The 17,714-nt window shown below is 37.7% G+C and carries 18 protein-coding genes; 11 read left to right on the top strand and 7 right to left on the bottom strand.

Annotated features, from left to right (window positions below; translation table 11 throughout):
- Positions 1-96 precede the first annotated feature (96 nt).
- Positions 97-600 carry a pyridoxamine 5'-phosphate oxidase family protein gene (locus NSQ62_RS11000; protein ID WP_341320188.1) on the top strand — a complete coding sequence of 168 codons (504 nt, stop codon included), beginning with the start codon at positions 97-99 and terminating at the stop codon, positions 598-600.
- Positions 601-689: 89 nt separating this feature from the next.
- On the opposite strand, the gene NSQ62_RS10995 is transcribed toward NSQ62_RS11000, so the two are convergent.
- From NSQ62_RS10995 to NSQ62_RS10985, 3 genes are read right to left on the bottom strand one after another with little or no spacing between them, the layout of a single operon-like run.
- Complete coding sequence (locus tag NSQ62_RS10995; protein ID WP_341320187.1) at positions 690-1,712, bottom strand: Ger(x)C family spore germination protein; 1,023 nt, start codon at positions 1,710-1,712, stop codon at positions 690-692.
- A gap of 14 nt (positions 1,713-1,726) precedes the next feature.
- Positions 1,727-2,773 carry a GerAB/ArcD/ProY family transporter gene (locus NSQ62_RS10990; protein ID WP_341320186.1) on the bottom strand — a complete coding sequence of 349 codons (1,047 nt, stop codon included), beginning with the start codon at positions 2,771-2,773 and terminating at the stop codon, positions 1,727-1,729.
- Entirely contained in the window at positions 2,770-4,245 is a 1,476-nt protein-coding gene (locus tag NSQ62_RS10985) for a spore germination protein (protein WP_341320185.1), read from the bottom strand. Before NSQ62_RS10985 ends, NSQ62_RS10990 begins: the two co-directional genes overlap by 4 nt.
- Before the next feature lie 143 nt (positions 4,246-4,388).
- Here NSQ62_RS10985 and NSQ62_RS10980 point away from each other — a divergent pair, with 143 nt between their 5' ends.
- Positions 4,389-5,678 carry a glycoside hydrolase family 18 protein gene (locus NSQ62_RS10980; protein WP_341323923.1) on the top strand — a complete coding sequence of 430 codons (1,290 nt, stop codon included), beginning with the start codon at positions 4,389-4,391 and terminating at the stop codon, positions 5,676-5,678.
- Between the two features lie 2 nt (positions 5,679-5,680).
- Here NSQ62_RS10980 and NSQ62_RS10975 read toward each other — a convergent pair whose 3' ends face one another.
- Positions 5,681-5,890, bottom strand: coding sequence for a hypothetical protein (locus NSQ62_RS10975; protein WP_341320184.1), 210 nt, complete (start codon positions 5,888-5,890; stop codon positions 5,681-5,683).
- 125 nt (positions 5,891-6,015) lie between these two features.
- Between NSQ62_RS10975 and NSQ62_RS10970 the strand changes: the two genes are divergently transcribed.
- Positions 6,016-6,189, top strand: a complete 174-nt coding sequence (locus NSQ62_RS10970) for a hypothetical protein (RefSeq protein ID WP_341320183.1) — start codon at positions 6,016-6,018, stop codon at positions 6,187-6,189.
- 520 nt (positions 6,190-6,709) lie between these two features.
- Positions 6,710-6,997 (top strand): hypothetical protein, encoded by a 288-nt coding sequence (locus tag NSQ62_RS10965; RefSeq protein ID WP_341320182.1) that lies wholly within the window; start codon positions 6,710-6,712, stop codon positions 6,995-6,997.
- A gap of 90 nt (positions 6,998-7,087) precedes the next feature.
- On the opposite strand, the gene NSQ62_RS10960 is transcribed toward NSQ62_RS10965, so the two are convergent.
- Complete coding sequence (locus NSQ62_RS10960; RefSeq protein WP_341320181.1) at positions 7,088-8,278, bottom strand: M14 family zinc carboxypeptidase; 1,191 nt, start codon at positions 8,276-8,278, stop codon at positions 7,088-7,090.
- Positions 8,279-8,445: 167 nt separating this feature from the next.
- Between NSQ62_RS10960 and NSQ62_RS10955 the strand changes: the two genes are divergently transcribed.
- The 3 genes from NSQ62_RS10955 (at position 8,446) to epsC (ending at position 12,033) form a co-directional block, all read left to right on the top strand.
- A complete protein-coding gene (locus NSQ62_RS10955; RefSeq protein WP_341320180.1) occupies positions 8,446-9,219 on the top strand; it encodes a MerR family transcriptional regulator in 774 nt (257 codons plus the stop codon).
- The gene (locus NSQ62_RS10950; RefSeq protein WP_341320179.1) at positions 9,200-10,909 is read left to right on the top strand and encodes an ABC transporter ATP-binding protein; all 1,710 of its coding nucleotides are present in this window, start codon (positions 9,200-9,202) and stop codon (positions 10,907-10,909) included. The genes NSQ62_RS10955 and NSQ62_RS10950 overlap by 20 nt, the downstream gene beginning before the upstream one ends.
- Positions 10,910-11,103: 194 nt before the next feature.
- Positions 11,104-12,033 carry a serine O-acetyltransferase EpsC gene (gene epsC / locus NSQ62_RS10945; protein ID WP_341320178.1) on the top strand — a complete coding sequence of 310 codons (930 nt, stop codon included), beginning with the start codon at positions 11,104-11,106 and terminating at the stop codon, positions 12,031-12,033.
- A 173-nt stretch (positions 12,034-12,206) separates the two neighbouring features.
- On the opposite strand, the gene NSQ62_RS10940 is transcribed toward epsC, so the two are convergent.
- Both NSQ62_RS10940 and NSQ62_RS10935 read right to left on the bottom strand, forming a co-directional pair.
- Complete coding sequence (locus NSQ62_RS10940) at positions 12,207-12,350, bottom strand: YjcZ family sporulation protein (protein ID WP_341320177.1); 144 nt, start codon at positions 12,348-12,350, stop codon at positions 12,207-12,209.
- A gap of 187 nt (positions 12,351-12,537) precedes the next feature.
- Positions 12,538-14,268 carry a S41 family peptidase gene (locus tag NSQ62_RS10935; protein WP_341320176.1) on the bottom strand — a complete coding sequence of 577 codons (1,731 nt, stop codon included), beginning with the start codon at positions 14,266-14,268 and terminating at the stop codon, positions 12,538-12,540.
- Positions 14,269-14,643: 375 nt separating this feature from the next.
- Here NSQ62_RS10935 and NSQ62_RS10930 point away from each other — a divergent pair, with 375 nt between their 5' ends.
- The 4 genes from NSQ62_RS10930 (at position 14,644) to NSQ62_RS10915 (ending at position 17,692) form a co-directional block, all read left to right on the top strand.
- A complete protein-coding gene (locus NSQ62_RS10930) occupies positions 14,644-15,258 on the top strand; it encodes a PH domain-containing protein (RefSeq protein WP_341320175.1) in 615 nt (204 codons plus the stop codon).
- Between the two features lie 279 nt (positions 15,259-15,537).
- Positions 15,538-16,470, top strand: a complete 933-nt coding sequence (locus tag NSQ62_RS10925; protein ID WP_341320174.1) for a DNA/RNA non-specific endonuclease — start codon at positions 15,538-15,540, stop codon at positions 16,468-16,470.
- 255 nt (positions 16,471-16,725) lie between these two features.
- Positions 16,726-17,118, top strand: coding sequence for a YxiJ family protein (locus tag NSQ62_RS10920; RefSeq protein WP_341320173.1), 393 nt, complete (start codon positions 16,726-16,728; stop codon positions 17,116-17,118).
- 49 nt (positions 17,119-17,167) lie between these two features.
- Positions 17,168-17,692 carry a ClbS/DfsB family four-helix bundle protein gene (locus NSQ62_RS10915; RefSeq protein ID WP_341320172.1) on the top strand — a complete coding sequence of 175 codons (525 nt, stop codon included), beginning with the start codon at positions 17,168-17,170 and terminating at the stop codon, positions 17,690-17,692.
- The last annotated feature ends 22 nt before the right edge of the window (positions 17,693-17,714 follow it).

The raw sequence follows: 17,714 nt of genomic DNA, 5'->3' as shown, positions 1-17,714 counted from the left end.
ACTTATTAAAAGTATCGCGAAATATACCGTGAAATGAATGAATGTGTTTAATTTTATTATCAAATGGGAACATTCTCAAAGAAAGGGAGTGATTGTATGTCTCAAACACAAAATACAAATCAAGAGGCACTAGATACGCTAAAGCGTATTTTAACAGATGCAAAAATCGGCATGCTGGCAACGATTAACCAAGAGGGGAAAATCGTGGCACGCCCTATGCAGCTTCAGGAAGTGGAGTTTGATGGGGATTTATGGTTCTTAACACTAAAGGACACGGATAAATACGATGAAATTAAAAACAATGACAAAGTAAATGTCATTGTAGCGGATAAATCGTATGCGTCGATTTCGGGTACAGCAGAGCTTGTAGATAGCCTTGAAAAGAAAAAGGAGTTGTGGAGCAAAGCTTATGAAGTGATGTTTGATTTAAAAGATTATACAGATCCCCGAATTGTTTTAATCAAGGTGAACACGGATTCTGCAGAATACTGGGATACTGCCGCTACGGCAAAATCCATTGTAAACTTCATGAAGAAAGTAATCGGCAATGAAGATGAGCTTCCAAAAGGTAAAAATACGAATGAAACGTTAGAGCTGTAATGATTAGCATTTTTTGTGATTTTTATTAGCCAACTTTAAGAAAACCTGTAGTTCGCACACTAGAAAAGGTGTATGAACTACAGGTTTTTTTAATATAATATCCCCGTTTTTACAATTTCAACTTCTACGTTAATCGGGATATTTAATGTGGAAAAATGTTCGCTCCAATCTTCTTTATACAAACGAGGATGATAGGCTCGGACGATCCGGCCAAGTCCAATGGCATCACTTTTTGCTTCTTGCAATTTCCCCATCATTTCATTCATATCTTTCTCAATTTTTTCAGAGAGAAACTTTTGAAGTTCTGTTCTGATTTCCCGTTCCCTTAAATGGTCTCGTGGAAATTCTGTGATGACAACATCAAGTTTATTGTTAATTTCAATTTCTTTTTCCGTAACATTTACGTCTCTCTTTGCTCGATTTATGAGAATTGAAACAGGACTTCCCTCGTATAAATAATTAATACGTGCTGTTCGACCAAGAGATTCATTTAAAATATTTAACAAAACCCCTTGTGTCGCAGACAAGTTCTTACCTGTATAGGATCGGCCAGAAAACAAGGCTATCCCATCTGCAACGGGTCTATTTTCTTCATCCATTTTAATATAGGGCAGTGCTAAATCTTGCGCAGGTTCAAAAAGAATTGATCCAGCTGTTTGTACAGTAAAGGGAATGACTAACGAGTTCTCTTCTAAACTTAAAATAAAACGATTATAAAACTCACCCGTAGTACTTTGGAAATCCTCACTTAGTTCAAAAAAGGGCTTTAATTCGCCTTGGATAATGGCCATTTTTGATGTGATAGGATTGGTGGCATCACGATAATAAATATCGATATACTCATAAATATCTTCTTTTGCGGTATCTTCGGAAATAAGGACTGTTGACAGTACGGATAAATCAAGAGTTTGTTCGACTTTTAGCTCTGCATCCTGCCGTACAGCACGAGCTGACACACCATTTCCAGTAATGACAATCGTCTTCATCTCTTCTGTTGTCGCTTGGGGATAGGCATAGTACGCTGTGATATCGCCTATTCTTCCCTCAAAACCACTCAGTGATATGACGGATGAGTTTTTATAAAGTCGCTCATCCCAACAACCTACCAGCAAGAGCGAAACGACTATTAAGCTGATGCATCGGATTCGGATATTGTTCGCCCCCTTATTTTATTTACGATTATAATGGAAATTGGTAATATAAATGTAAAAACAATATTCAGATAAACAACATAATGCTTAAAAAACTCAAGTACTGAAAATCGGATAAGAAAAAGTGAAATAATGCCAAGACTTGTGAATAAAATGAATAGTTTTAGTTTTGGTGATTTACGTTTTTTTTCAAAATAAACGAGCCTCATCATGAGAACATAATTTACGATAGCTACTAATGACCAAGATAGCCAAATATAAATAAAGAATAAATCAAGACGCTTTACGAATGTAACTTCTTGTGAATGTAAAATATATAAAATCGGCTCAGGAAGTAGCTTGATTTCTTCTAGCGCAAAAAACATGAGTGTAAATAAAAGTGAAAATAAATAAAAGCTTGTTAAAAAAATGGAGTATGCCGCCAATACTTTATTTTTGATTTTTTCGCCTGTTAAAACGTATTTGCGCAGCATAATAAAGGATTCTGCACCACCAAACGCATATGTAGCATAGATTAGACCCATCATCCAAGATTCCTTTGACTCTTGGAATAGCGGAAATAAATTAGTCACATGTAGATTTGGAATAGCGCGCAACATAAATAAAACAAACAAAACGAGCATAGGCAGTAAAACGACTCCAATATTAATGGCGGTTTCAGGTCTACTCACACTCGCATAAAAGCACACAAATAGAAAAATGGCGATTAGTACGGAATTTGGCGTATTTGGAAACACCCAAGAAGTTAATACATACGTAATATAAACAACGAACACAATAATATAGAAGAACCAATAAATAAGGTAGAGTACTTTAGTAAAACGATTTAATATGAAGTATTTATACATTTTTTCAAAAAACAATAGCTGTAAAAAAAACACTAGGGCAATGATGAGAAATAGAATGGTGGAATCACGTCCCCCATACTCAATCAAAACGTTTTGATAAGATGTATAAACAAATCCAGTTTGCATAACGAACATTAAAAGGAATAATTGTACTTTTGTTAACTTGATCGTCATGATTTGTCATCCTTTTGTGGTGAGAAACTCGTGACTTGTTTCTTTGCTTTATAATAAGGTCCACGGAGGAATATTTTATGCAACTCTTTTGGCTCGAACGGAATAATCGGCGAAAAATACGGACGTTTTAATGAGCTTAAATTCAATAAATGAATAACTAATATAAATGTTCCGATTACGATACCGAAAAACCCGAACAATGCAGCCAATAGCATAAATGGAAAGCGCAGCATACGAATTGATGTATTCAGCTCAACAGACGGTACAACAAAACTCGATATGGCTGTGAACGCTACAACAATAACCATTAAATTCGATACTAATCCCGCACTAACAATCGACTCTCCAATAACAAGCCCTCCAACAATACCAATCGTTTGTCCAATCGATTTTGGTAGACGAACGCTTGCCTCGCGTATGAGTTCAATTGTAATTTCCATAATAAGTGCTTCAATAAGTGGTCGATACGGGATTTGATTTATATCCGACTTGACCTTATTGGCGAGTTCAAGCGGTAACACTTCAAAATGAAAACTAACAATAGCAATATAAAACGCGGGTAAAAAGATGGCCGATAAAAAACTGAAGATCCGCATTATCCGATAAAACGTTCCGACTAACACACGTGCATTAAAATCATCAGGGGATTGATAAAATGAAAAAAAGGTAACGGGTCCAATGAGCGCGGTTGGCGAAACATCGGTCATAATCGCTATTTTACCCTCCAAGATATTCGCTACAACACGGTCCGGCCTTTCTGTATTGAGCAGCTGGGGAAATGGCGACCAAACTTGATCGTCTAAATAATCACTAAGCTGCCCAACACTATAAAACATATCAAGCTCGATTGCTTGTAGACGCTCTTCTACTGTTTTCAGCGCTTCCTTATCTACTATATCCTCTACATAAAAATAGTAAGCAACGGTTTTAGTCTCTTTTCCAAGAATCAGCTTCTTCACAATCAGTTTATTATTTTTAATGCGTTTTCGAATAAGTGACACATTCGAATCAAAATTCTCAACAAGTCCTTCATGAGATCCACGTAATACATGCTCATTTTCAGGTTCATCCGGTGTTCTATGCACAAAATCTGGGCTATCTAGTCTAATCATTTCGTGCGTATGTAACAGGATGACCAACGTTTCACCATTGCATATATAGTCAATCAGTTTTTCATTATTATATGGTTCTGTAGTAATCGTAACGGAATCATCAAAGGTCGTTGTTCGATTTCTTATTGGCTCGTCAATTCGTGTTTCGGGATTTTCATACGATATCGTTCTTTTTGCAAGCCTTAGTAAGTTAAGGTTGCTTTCCACTTCACTTTTTTTCACAAGTGAAGAATAAAAACACAAAATTGCCTGCTCACCTGAACCCCAAGGAATTTCTTTTACCGTGAAATCTGAAGAATGCAGAAATTGTTCACTCAATTTAGTTATTTCTTGTTGGATCGTTGTTGTTTGCTGCAGCACGGCTCATCCTCCTTTTGATGCAGTATGTGGAAACTTTTGGGGGATTATTCAAATTAGATATGCTCTTTTTATTGTTCTTTAAATACATGTTCGTCAAACAGATCTCATAAATTATAAAATCGAGAAATAGAGGGGGACGGACGATTCAAATTCATGTCGTGCAGCCAGGGGAATCTTTGTGGGGAATTGCACAGTCTTATGGAACGACGGTGCAAAGTATAGTAACAGCGAATCAAATTCCAGAGCCAGACCAGTTAGTCATAGGGCAAGCGTTAGTCATTCCGATTTGGGGGCAATTTTATGTTGTACAGCCAGGGGATAGCTTCTGGTCAATTGGTCAACGTTTTGGCATCAACTATGAAACATTAGCACAAGTGAATGGTTTAGGTGTGAATACGCCGCTAATGATTGGTACTTATTTGTTTATTCCACCGATGACAAAAAAGACGGCGGAAATCTTGGCTTATATTGAACCTAGAGGCAATCAAGTGAGTGAGCTCTTACAAGAACAGGCACGAGAAGCCAATCCCTATTTAACGTATTTGGCACTTTTTAGTTATGAAGCAAGAAGGGATGGTACGTTAAAAGCACCAACTATTGATCCACTACCAACTATTGCAGCACAAGATAATACGGGACTTGCTATGGTCATTTCAAACCTTGAAGAGTATCAATTCAGCAGTGAGCTTGCGCGGGATATTTTTCAAAGCGTTGCCGTACAGGATTTGCTAATTGACAATATTATCAACGAGGCAAAGCGCATTGGGATGGTGTCGGATATTCATTTTGATTTTGAACGAATACCAGCTGATCAGCGGGAAGCCTATCATAACTTTTTACGTCGTGCGGTTACCAGAATGCATGAACAGGGTTATACCGTATCAACGGCACTCGCACCAAAAACGAGCGCCGATCAGCCAGGAGAATGGGTTGCTGCACATGACTACAGAGCGCATGGGGAAATCGTGGACTTTGTCATGCTGATGACTTACGAATGGGGCTACTCAGCAGGACCACCAATGGCTGTTTCGCCGCTACCACAAGTGGAACAAGTCGTGCAATATGCATTAACAGAAATGCCAGCAAATAAAATATTACTTGGTCAAAATTTATACGGCTACGACTGGACGCTACCTTTCGTACAAGGAGGCGAATATGCAGAAGCATTAAGTCCTCAGCGTGCCATTGGATTGGCAAAACGTTATAACGCCGCAATCCAATATGACACAACTGCACAAGCGCCTTACTTTAACTATGTGGATGAACAAGGCCGTTCGCATATTGTATGGTTTGAGGATGCACGTTCCATTCAAGCGAAATTCGATTTAGTAAGACGCCTGAATTTACGCGGTGTTGGTTACTGGAAACTCGGCCTTCCGTTTCCTCAAAATTGGCTTTTAATTGGCGCGAATTTTGATGTAGTGAAAAAGTAAACTTATTTTTTGTTGGATTGTTGATTTTTATCGTGATTCGTTTTATTGTTTTTATTTTTTAATTTGGCATCGAATTCTTCGGCAAATTCTGCTGTATTGTCTTCAGGGTTACGATTGTGACTCGTTTTGTTATGATGTAATTCCTTATACGTATGAAACGGATTATGCGTTCTTTCATTTAACGTTTTGCTGTTATTTTTATTTTTGCTCATATTGAATCACCTCCTATTTAAGTAACGTGCGCAGGATACGCTTATTTATTCTAAGATATTTTGCTGTGATAAAAAATCGTGCTCAGACCATATTAAGAAGAACTCAAGATGAAAGGAGAATTCAAATGGGCAGAGACGATAGCATCGGTAAAGGAACAGGTAAACAATCCTTACCTCAAACACCTAAAAATCTAAAAATTGCACCGAATAAAATGAAAGAAGAAATCGCAAAAGAGTTAGATGAGTTACATCAGTTAGGTGGAAAGCCATTAAATCGTGCGGCAAAAAACAATAAATAGGAGTAGGTGATGAATTACGATGGCGAAAAAAAGTAAAACGAGCTTTAGAAAGAAAAAACACGAAACTAAGGATACGAATAGGCGAGAAGAATATTCAAAAGAATTTAATCAAGTAATTCATAATAATCCTCCTCAAGAAGTCACGAAGCCGAGAGGGATGTAAAAACTAAATAAACGACATCAGAAATAAAATAAATTTAAGTGAATAAAAAATAATAATTGGCCTATACTATTAATGATTTCACTTCCAATCTAAATGACTAGGAGGGTTAACCCGATGAGTGCGAATGATCGTTATCTCTGAAGGACCATCATCAAAGCTGAATAAGGTTCATGCACAGTTTTCTAAGGGAAATTAATGCAGAAACGAGGCAGTTGTCATGGAGGATTACAAGTAAGTGTGAATCAGAACCCGGAATTAATTTTCCGGGTTTTTTAATGTAGTTATTTGTATAGATTTTTTACATCTAACGATACTAAAAATGAAAAACAATTATAACGCGAGAAGGGAAGTGGAGCAGTGGCTAAAAAAAGTTCAGGTACACCTAGCTGGAAGCAAAATCATCCAAATACGTTATTAACCAACTCGGTCGAAAGGTCGGAGCGCGCGGTAAAACAAGTCATGTCTCACCCAGAAGAATTTGCTATAGAGCATGCGTTTAATTCAATTGAACGCACCGAAAATGCACTTACTAATGCGGAACAACGTCAGGAACATTTAGATATTGTGGAACAAAATAAAGAAAAATTGTCGGACTTAAAACAACAATTAAACGGCGTACAGGAAGATTTAAGAGATCCAAACTAAATCGTAATAACCGACCCCGTTTATACACGAACGGGGTTATTTTTTATATTGTAATTGTGAATGTACACTCTAATACGAAAATATGCTCAATTATGAATAAATGGCAACTAAAAAAATGCCTAAAGCTTCTTCGTAAATCTCATCGAATTGACCAAGTGGGAGAGGATTTGTTCCGCGTCCCAACTCAACTGTAAAACCAGGCCTACGCCAATCTTGAATAAACCAATCTTTGTAGCCTGCATAGCTATCAATCGTTTGGACAGCCTTATATCCGCTTACCCGTGCGAACTCGTTTACTAACTGCTCGGATTCCGGCGGTTCTAACCCTTGAAATCCCCAGTATATTTCTTGCCCTTGTGTATGAAAGGCTAATACACGGGCAAAATCCATTTCTCTAGTTAGCTTTGCCATTGCAATTGATTCTGGTTGCGATAGCGGACTTTCCCCACCGTAATCACGTGGACCTGGCGTTTTTCGATTCCTTTCTCTTTCTATTTCCCACCCTGCAGGAAATTGATCGTTTAAATCCACCCCATTAATATTCGCTTTCCAACCTGAAAAGTCGGTACTCCCATTATTCCACTCAATTACATTTGTTCGAACCGTTTCATTAGTAGGAGGCCCATTTAATACTAAATCCACGCCATCCGGATTAACCATCGGGACGATACTTAAATTCGTTTGAAGGTATAATGGCAATGTATAAAGCCCTCTTATCGAATGATTTGTCGTAAGTGATAATAAATAATCGTTTAAAAATGTCATAACAATCGGTGTTGTAATCCATTCATTCGCGTGGAATGAAGCATTAAAATGCACACGTTTTTGTCCATTCCCAATGAGAAGCCCTGGAATTTCATTACCCATAACAGAATTTCCAATCGATTCATTTATAAGAAATGGGTAAATCATTTGCAACTTTTCAATGTCGCTAATCATCGTATGATAGTCATAATCTTGTTTTCCATTGACTACTCTCCAAGTTACACGAATAGGTAGCACGATTTTTTGCCCAATTTGCAGCTGATTTGGATTTAGTGTAGGATTCAGCAATAAAATTGCATCCATGTGCATATTAATTCTTTGCGCAATCTCCCAAATGGAATCACCATGTTGAATTGTATATTGATTTGTTACGTATCCAGGAATTTTAATTTTTTGCTGAGGTAGAAGTCCTTGGGCGTTTAGATTTGGATTTGAATCAACAATTAATTGAAGCGGAAGCTTGAAAACCTGGCTATAATACCAAATGGAATCACCCGGTCTAATAAAAACGTCCACACAGTTCCTCCTTTAGGGGTTCATCGATATATGTATATGAAACTGTAACTAAATAAATATTCTGGTAAGCGAACATATTATCCGAACAAGTTTTTGTCACATTAAATCCGCTCTTTTTTGAATTAAGTAACTTTTTAGTTGAATCTACCGTTACGTGAGGTTTTATAATGAATACAAAGGACGTGATGAAAATGTATTCAATTGGACAATTTGCAAAGAAAACGGGACTCACAATTCGAGCGCTTCGCTATTACGACGAGAAAGGATTAGTAACGCCTGCACAACTATCAGAAGGTGGGCAGCGGTTGTATAACGATGCGAATATTTTAACTGTGCAAAAAATTGTGACGTATAAGTATTTAGATTTTACCATTGAGGAAATTAAAGCATTGTTAATGGAGGAAACACCTTTAATCGACTCGCTTCAGCAACAAAAGCACCTCTTACAACAAAAGAAGCAACAACTGGAGAAAGTAATTGCTAGCATTGATACGGCTATACAAATTCACGAAAAAATTAACGTCACCGAACCAACAATCTTTTTACTCGTGTTAAATAGTCTACTAACAGAAGAGCAACAGCGTGAATATTTAGCAGCGTTTTTACCAAAAGCGACCATCGATAAAATGTATCAACTATTAGAGGCTGATCTCGTGGAATTAAACCGCCAGTATATTGAAGTAGCCTATGCAATAAAAGTAGCGTATAGGGAGCAGGCGAATGATGAAGAATTGTTCGCTTTATTCCAACGATTTTTAAACATCATTCCAAAAGACATTCAAATTGAAATAGCGCAAGCCTTTGCCGAAGTGAACATTGAACAACTAGACGATTTGCTCTTCCCTTCGCCATTTACGAAAGAAGAAGAGGAATGGGTTACGACGCAAATGGAGCGTTTACAAGTATCGGAGGTAGAATTTGATGAAGAAACAACTTGTTGAACTTTGGCAGCTTATGAAGCGCAGTCAGTTTCCAAAAGGCTTGATTGTTTTTGTTTTGCTATTAGGGATCATTGATACAGCAATTGGATTAGCGATTCCGCTGTTAACGATGGATTTAATTAATGATTTTTCATTTGAAGAATTTGCATGGACTACGCTTGTAGTTGTTGTAACAGCACTTGTTTTGCAAGCTGTTTTTAGCGGAATGGCCTACTTTTTTATGCGCATGCTAGGTGAACGTGTTGTGGCTAATATGCGAAAGTACTTATGGGAGCATGTATTACATTTAAAAATTCCATTCTTCGATTCACATGAAACCGGCGATACGATGAGTCGCATTACACAGGATACAAGCATAGTAAAAGAGCTTGTGACGGATCACTTAGTAAGCTTTGTAACTGGCATGTTCTCGATTATTGGTGCGGTCGGTATTTTACTGTGGATTGACTGGAAAATGACGCTCCTTATGCTTGTTTCCGTTCCATTAGCAATATTAGCGATGCTACCACTCGGCGCAAAAATGCATAAAATTTCAAAAGCCAATCAAGATCAGCTCGCTAGCTTTAGTGGGCAATTAGGGCGTATCTTATCTAATATCCGACTTGTGAAGGCAACCCAAGCTGAGGGGAAGGAAAATACAGAAGGTGCGAAAAGCATTGAAGCACTATACGGCTATGGTATGAAGGAAGCGAAAATATTAGCGTTCCTCTCACCGATTATGACACTTATTATGATGATCGTTCTTATTTTAATCTTTGGCTATGGTGGGGCTCAAATTGCAGCAGGAAATATTTCTGCGGGTGAGCTTGTGGCGATAATGATCTACTTAGTGCAAATCATTATTCCATTTACACAAATGGCTACATTCTTTACAGCACTGCAAAAAGCACTGGGTGCAACAGAGCGTATCCAACAAATTATAGGCGAACCGATTGAACAATTTAAAGGGGTAGATTTACCACAATCTTTACAGCCGTTAACGTTTAACGAAGTGACATTTAATTACGGAGAAAAATCAGTGTTACAAAATATGAGTTTTACAATTCCAGCTGGAAAAACGACCGCATTTGTTAGTCAGAGCGGCGGTGGTAAAACGACGATGTTTTCATTAATCGAACGTTTTTATGATGTGTCAGCAGGGGCCATTGAATATGGAAATAGCAATATTGAAGCATTTGATTTGAAAAAATGGCGCGGGTTAATTGGTTATGTTTCGCAGGAGGCACCATTATTGAATGGCACGATTCGAGAAAACTTGCTATATGGTAATCCTGGTGCGACTGAAGAGCAATTAGAGCAAGCACTTATCGCAGCAAATGCTTGGGATTTCGTTCATCAGCTAAGTGAAGGCTTACATACTCAGGTGGGTGAGAATGGAATCAAGCTTTCAGGTGGTCAAAAACAGCGACTAGCAATTGCACGTGCTATTTTACGGAATCCGCAAATTTTGCTGTTGGATGAAGCTACTTCAAATTTAGATAACGAATCAGAGCGTGAAGTACAAGCAGCGCTAACAAATCTAATGAAAGGGCGTACTACAATCGTAATAGCACACCGACTTTCAACAATCACAAATGCCGATCAAATACTTGTGTTTGAAGACGGAAAATTGTCCGGTAAGGGCACACATGACGAACTTATCCAACAGCATGATTATTATAAACAGCTTTGGCACAGTATTCAGATGTAATAACCGATTTGATATTAGAAGGCGCAAATGAAACGCTAAATTTAACTGTAGACATTCGCTTCATCAAAAAATACAATAGATACATTGAAATAAAGATTCCTTTCTAAACAACTAAGGGTATAATGATGACAAAGGTACTTTAGCCTGCTAGTGGGGCTATTTATTTGAAAACGTCATAAAGGAGTAACAGATATATGAAAATGGAAGATTGGTTAAACAACGAAACTTCACAAATTGCCAATAAATTAATGGCTTATAACGAAAAGCACGTAGACATTGAGAAATCAATTGGCTTTACAGGACGTGACAAAGTCCATGAAATTTTACAACGCTTTCATGAAATTTTATTTCCCGCGATGTACGACCAAGCAACTTCAGATAAAGTGCGTACACATGTGATCGTCAATGATAAACTGCGTCGAGCAGCATTGGATTTACGCGATATTATTGAAAAGGTGTTAATTTATCAAAACTTTGATAATTGTGATGGGCAATGTGGTGAAAAGGCGGAGTCAGTGGTCATGCAGCTGATTAACAATTTCCCTCAAATTCGAGAGATGATTCAATCAGATATCGAAGCGGCGTATAACGGCGACCCAGCAGCGACATCAACAGAGGAAATTTTACTAAGCTATCCGTCGATTCGCGCGGTATTTATTCACCGTATTGCACATGAGCTGTATAAATTAGATGTGACGATTATTCCGCGTATTATGTCTGAATACGCGCATCAATTAACGGGCATAGATATTCACCCAGGTGCATCAATTGGCCGTTCATTCTTTATTGACCACGGCACAGGGGTTGTTGTTGGGGAAACGTGTACCATTGGAGAGAATGTGAAAATTTATCAAGGCGTAACGCTTGGGGCACTTAGCTTCCCACTAGATGAATTCGGCAATCCGATTAAAGGTATTAAACGTCATCCGAATATCGAGGACAATGTTGTGATTTACGCAGGTGCGACGATTTTAGGCGGGAAAACGACGATTGGCCACGATACGGTGCTTGGGAGTAACATTTGGCTGACGCATACCGTGCCACCGTATTCACGTGTTTATAATTCTCAACCATCTCCGAATATTAGCATTAGTAAAGAATATGTAGCAGATTACGAAATTTAAATGAGCGAGTAAACGTGTTGTATGAACAATACGTTGCTCGTTTTTTTGTTGGTGCTATGTGGCAGTTCATTTATATATAAGTGAAAGTGCACAGGGAAAAGGGCCACTAGGGGGAAGTGACCCTGATCTACTAGAATGAATTACGATTTCGGCTGGCACTCGCCGACTAGCTTTTAGTAAGCAAAGGTAGCGCCTACAATAATTAGTAAAATAAATAAAACGACGATTAACACGAATGTTGAACCACTGCCACCGCTATTACCTCCGTAACCACAGTCACCACCGTAGTTGCCGCCTTGATATCCTCCGTATCCCATAATCTCACCCCCTCTCATTGTTATCCTATTCAACAGAAGAAAGAATGGTAGGGCATGTGAAGGAGATTCACAGAGGAAATTTTACTGAGCTATCCGTCGATTCGCGAGAGATTATGAATTTAAAAATGAGCGAGCAAAAAAAAAGTACTCCCCCTTCATGTATTTTTTGCATGAAGGAGGAGTACTTTTAAAATATTTGTATATATACTTTTTGAATATTGAATTGTAATGTTCTTATAGATACAAAAGTATTTGCATGTAAAATGTTAACCGTAATAGCTGTATGCTGCCATTCGTCTTTATAAGAGCGCATAATGTTTTTACGGAAACGAGGAACGTCACTGTTTGCATCAACGATAATGAAAGGCTCGTGAGACAAATCAAACGTTTTTCCTTCTATTTTCCATTCAACAAATTGAAGAGCAATTGGATGGTTGAGCTTATTTACAACATCAAAATTAAAGTTCATCGCGTCGGTTATCTCATTATGACTGATTCCCATAATTTTTATAAAGAAATCTTGATCATCTAGAAGTAAAAGCTTAATGCCTACCTCATCATACATATACTCATCACCGCGCCATATCGCCCATTGTTCATCTGTCCACGTGTCCGATTTACTCATATCGAATGTTTGCATTTCCATCTGGACATCGATCAATTCTCTTGGTGAAAAGCTTTCATCAGGTAATGCGTTCTCACATAAACTTAGTACGTAATTTAAATCGACGTCCGCCACTAAATGTTGTGGCGTCCAAGGAATATGAATATGTGGCAATGTCCCAGTTGCATTGTTATGATATTTTTCGTACATTTTTGAAATGCTATAGCCGAATACATAATTGCCGTAATCCTTCGTTGTGACATTGAAGTAATCAAGAATGCCCATTGTAGAACGGCCAATTACTTTTACTTTTGGTGAATGCTTTAAGTTTTTAATAAATGTTTCACCAGAGCTTCCACATGTTACATCTGAAAGAATAAACACTTTTTGAGCATTTCCTTTAGGCTCAAAAACAAAATCCTCATTGTCTTCTACTTTTTTCATGCCAATGCCGTAATTTGTTTTAAACTTTTCAATTTCCTTCTCAAGAAAAGCTCTAGTTGCTTTATCAAGTGGCTGTTTTAAGTAATCTGATAATGATTCAGTCCAAAGATCACAGTTGTTGGCCGTATAGTTTGTATATATTGCTTCATCGGGCTGGACAATTTGTGAAGCACGTACCGTTTCATTCACTGTATAGCCGACAAGCGGGAAGTAAAAAAGATCGTTGCCACCGTAGTTGACCCGTACATCAAATATGATGTTTTGAATCGAGTTTAAAAGTGCTTCATGCTCTTCCACCATTTTTTGAATCGGTTCACTTTGGCCAAAGTCTGTTAGCTTAATATAAACCGTGTTTTCATCAAGCTGCTTTAAATCATATTCCGGCGTATAAGCAGGTCGATTATATTGCGATAACTCGAGTTCATACAGTTCACCATCTCGCTCATATTCAATATGTTCGACAAATGGAAGCAGGTTATTCCACGTTTGGCGCTCGTATACGTCGTCTTGTAAATATGTAGAGTAACGGGAAGCAGCAAGGTTAATCGAGTCACCGTTAATCGCAGTAATTTTATCGCCAACTTGTAAGTGCTGCTCTCCTAAAATTTCTGTCACGTATAGCGCGTCTTCATAGCGACGTACGCGAAAGCCTCGAAAAGGAATATTACTTTTTTTATTTCTAAAAGACAGGTGACCATCTTTAAAATCATATAAATATTCTTGAATCGTTTGTGTAAACTTTTCATCATCCATGTTGTTTGTCACTGTATAACGCTTCGGATGATTATATTTCTTTTTGTCTTCGTAGCCAGCATAGTCTTTATTTAAAATTGAAACAATATCATTAAAAATTTCAGTTTTTGTGTACAATCTATCACTCCGTTAAGAAATTTTTATAAAGTAGAAAAGATGTTTACAACAAGTGAAGTTATCATTAAAGTGAATGCGCCTGTCAACCAATATTTTACTATAAAATCTTCATTTTTAAGGGATTTTTTAAACATTTTCTCTAAGTTTGAGCCGATGATAATGCAATAAATTGATGTACCATAAAATGCTGAGTACTGCTAGTTCTATAAAGTGCAAAACCTCCAAACAAACTTCACCATAACTAAGTTCGATGGAAGAGAGTCAGAAACCTTTTTATTTTTCCAGAAAAAAACCAAAACGGTTTGTTAAATATTTTGCCAAAGTTCCGTAAATAATGCAAAATAAAGTTAGATAGGATATGGAGGAGGAATTTGTATGTTCAAAAAAATGGCGGCAGATGCGCTAGGTCTATCAGATATTGGGGTTGTTGTCCCACGCGAGGATTTTGATAAAACGGATTCGGACGATTTTATTTTTAATGAAAAAAGTGAAAAGATTTATTTCCTCATTAAAACGAAGGCCGACGAATATTGCTTTACAAATTTAGGATTAATTCATGTTGACGGGGCAAATGCGATGAGCAAAAAAAGGATGCTACGCCGGTATGATTATGAGTATAGTGTCATTTCGGATGTGCTGCTTGAAACAGCAGGGACAATCGATTTAGACGTTGAAATTAAATTCACGATAAATAACGTACCACAGTCAATCGACATTCATAAACGCTTTATTAATGAAATTAAAGATTTATACAAAGCATTACACGCAATTTCACTGGAGCAAAAATCGAATGCGACGAAATTGGATTACGCAAAAGAAGGGCTAACACTTGCCGCGCAGGCACTTGGCCGCACGAGCAGCCAAAATGCAACGCCCGCGCAGTCGTTTGAAGACATTACACGCTTTGCGGCTGGATGGTTAGAGGCCAATAAAGACGAATACAAACGAAAAGATTTTGGCGAGGTTTTTGAAAAATATATTAATAACTAAATTGGCGCGGGGTAGCATTCCTTCGCGTCGCTAAGTAAAATATGCAGAAGCACTGAGATTTTAGTGTTTCTGCATTTTTCTTTTGACGGTTAAACCATGTGAAACGCGCTTCATTTTCGGTTGATTTTCATGGTTCATGTAAGAAAAAATGCCTTTCTTGCGATTGGAACCTGTAATCGACTAACAATGTATATACTAATAGAAGTTGATTCATAACGAACCTGATCGATAGGCGCTGTTATTCATGAACAATCAAACGAGATTTTAGGAGCATTTTATATGAAAACAAATTATTTACTTTTGCTTTTTACCGTTATTTTTCTGGCTGGATGTACCGAAGTAGCAGTCGATGAAGACATGTTAGAAACGGTGGCAGAACCACTAGAAACAGTGGTAGACAATAGTACGCAGACAACGGCACAAGAAGCACCTTCTTCAGAAGAAGTCGAAAATTCTGTGAAAGAAACACCAGCAACAAATCACAAAGAGCAATTTGATGGCTACAAATTAATCGAAGTCGATGGTGGGGATTTATCAGGTTACCGCAAGGCAAATGTAGTCGTTGACATTGGATTCGGCGACCGAGAGTATTGGGCCTTTACGAACGAATACGGCCAACTGGTACGTGTCATTGCGGACGAAATCATTTTACAAGATGATCGTAATGAACCCGTATTATCGACAGGGCGATATTTCAGAGATGAGGCGAAGGTGCCTGGCGTAGAAAGCTCTACCTTAGATGAGGGGCATGTTATTGCAGATTCATTAGGTGGTGTGTCGAATGCCTATAACATTACGCCTCAAGATAGTACGCTGAACCGACATGGTGACCAAGCATATATGGAGGACGCCATTCGTAATGCTAAAGGCGCGATGAATTTTGAAGCCATTATTTCTTATCCGGACACTAAAACACAAATCCCATCACATTATCAGTATAGCTATACAATCAAAGGCAATCGAGTTGTCGATAGCTATGATAATGTCAATCCAGACGAAGTCAACAAATCAAAAGGCTTAACAACAAGTTCTTCGAATAAACCTGCTAAATCAAATGCAGGTGGCGACCTAGCAAGTGTCGATACAAATGGAAATGGACAGGTAACGATTAAAGAAGCAAAAGTGGCTGGTTATAGTATGCCAATTACGCGTGACCACTGGCTATATCCATTTATGCACGATGCGGATAATGACGGCTTAGTTGGTGAATAACATACATGCAATACACGAAAAGGACTCGGTTAATATAATCGAGTCTTTTTTGCAAAAGATTTCAATGATGTCCCTCCACTATTTTGACAAATTCCATTTCATTTTTCCATTTAAGGCGCTTTGCAGGTCCACCATACAGACTGTATAATTCATTATATAGGATTTTAAGGTAATCTCATCCATATTAATTGCTCGTTAAGTCCATATTTTGAAAGGATTTTAGGAGACTTGCTTTACTTGGAGAGGGAGGAAACGATGGATAAGATTTTTCAACAATTAATCACAATTGAACCCGAGTTAAAAAGGCCGTTTCCAACTCGGGACATTCAAAAAATAGAGGTAGATTTTAGAATAGAATTTTTAAATCTTCCTGGTGATGTGGACTTTTATGAAGATTTTCGTTATTACTGTGCCAATATCGCTGGAACGCTTAGCTATGTATCGATGGATGCAGAAGACGAAATTCCCCAAGGACAATTTGACATGCTGTTTAAATCCTTTTTTGAATTCTATGACCAATATGAATTTCTAGAGGGCCAAATAGAGCACTATCCTTATTTTTTTCAGGAATATCAAACCTTTGAGCATGCGCGGAAATTACTTTTACAGCAGTTGATCGTGTTGCCGAAAGACTGTGAACTTTATTAGCCAAAATTTAAAAATTGCTTTTATTATATGATAGACAAGGAGACGAACGATGACGACAATTCATTCTAAGGAGCATTTTTTAGCAGAAATTCAGGAAAGCTTTGAACAAATTTTCACAATTATTGATAGCGTTCCAACACGCAAACGAAAACTTACCGTAGAAATAGAATCGCGTGATAGAAACTTTCGCGACGTACTAATGCATCTATACGAATGGCATGCGATGCTTGAAAGATGGTATAAAGAAGGGATGAGTGGTGATACGCCTTCTATGCCCGCACCAGGTTATCAATGGCGCACGTTACAAAAATTAAATTACCAAATTTGGATTAATTATCAAGATGTAACGTTAACTCAAGCGATGAAACGAGTAAAACTAAGCCATCAGCGTATAGTGAAATTAATTGAAATGCATACATATGATGAGATCATGACGAAAAAAATGTACAAGTGGACAAAAACAAGTAATCTGTATAGTTATTTTGCTGCAAACACAGTGGATCATTACAACTGGGCGATCCAAAAATGCACGGCGATTGAAAAAAAGATAATAGAATCAGATGTTGAGGGATGAAACTTGAACATCGATTCAATAT

It is taken from the genome of Solibacillus sp. FSL H8-0523 (genome assembly GCF_038051985.1).
In the GTDB taxonomy this organism is placed as follows: domain Bacteria; phylum Bacillota; class Bacilli; order Bacillales_A; family Planococcaceae; genus Solibacillus.
Note: the sequence above shows the minus strand (reverse complement) of the source record. Positions and strands in the feature narration are given on the sequence as shown.

Excerpts from the sequence above, each read along its gene's own strand:
- NSQ62_RS10920 (WP_341320173.1), top strand. The coding sequence starts at position 16,726 with ATGGATAAGATTTTTCAACAATTAATCACAATTGAACCCGAGTTAAAA.
- NSQ62_RS10915 (WP_341320172.1), top strand. The coding sequence starts at position 17,168 with ATGACGACAATTCATTCTAAGGAGCATTTTTTAGCAGAAATTCAGGAA.
- NSQ62_RS11000 (WP_341320188.1), top strand. The coding sequence starts at position 97 with ATGTCTCAAACACAAAATACAAATCAAGAGGCACTAGATACGCTAAAG.
- epsC (WP_341320178.1), top strand. The coding sequence starts at position 11,104 with ATGAAAATGGAAGATTGGTTAAACAACGAAACTTCACAAATTGCCAAT.
- NSQ62_RS10950 (WP_341320179.1), top strand. The coding sequence starts at position 9,200 with ATGAAGAAACAACTTGTTGAACTTTGGCAGCTTATGAAGCGCAGTCAG.
- NSQ62_RS10975 (WP_341320184.1), bottom strand. The coding sequence starts at position 5,890 with ATGAGCAAAAATAAAAATAACAGCAAAACGTTAAATGAAAGAACGCAT.
- NSQ62_RS10955 (WP_341320180.1), top strand. The coding sequence starts at position 8,446 with ATGAATACAAAGGACGTGATGAAAATGTATTCAATTGGACAATTTGCA.
- NSQ62_RS10940 (WP_341320177.1), bottom strand. The coding sequence starts at position 12,350 with ATGGGATACGGAGGATATCAAGGCGGCAACTACGGTGGTGACTGTGGT.
- NSQ62_RS10970 (WP_341320183.1), top strand. The coding sequence starts at position 6,016 with ATGGGCAGAGACGATAGCATCGGTAAAGGAACAGGTAAACAATCCTTA.
- NSQ62_RS10925 (WP_341320174.1), top strand. The coding sequence starts at position 15,538 with ATGAAAACAAATTATTTACTTTTGCTTTTTACCGTTATTTTTCTGGCT.
- NSQ62_RS10990 (WP_341320186.1), bottom strand. The coding sequence starts at position 2,773 with ATGACGATCAAGTTAACAAAAGTACAATTATTCCTTTTAATGTTCGTT.
- NSQ62_RS10930 (WP_341320175.1), top strand. The coding sequence starts at position 14,644 with ATGTTCAAAAAAATGGCGGCAGATGCGCTAGGTCTATCAGATATTGGG.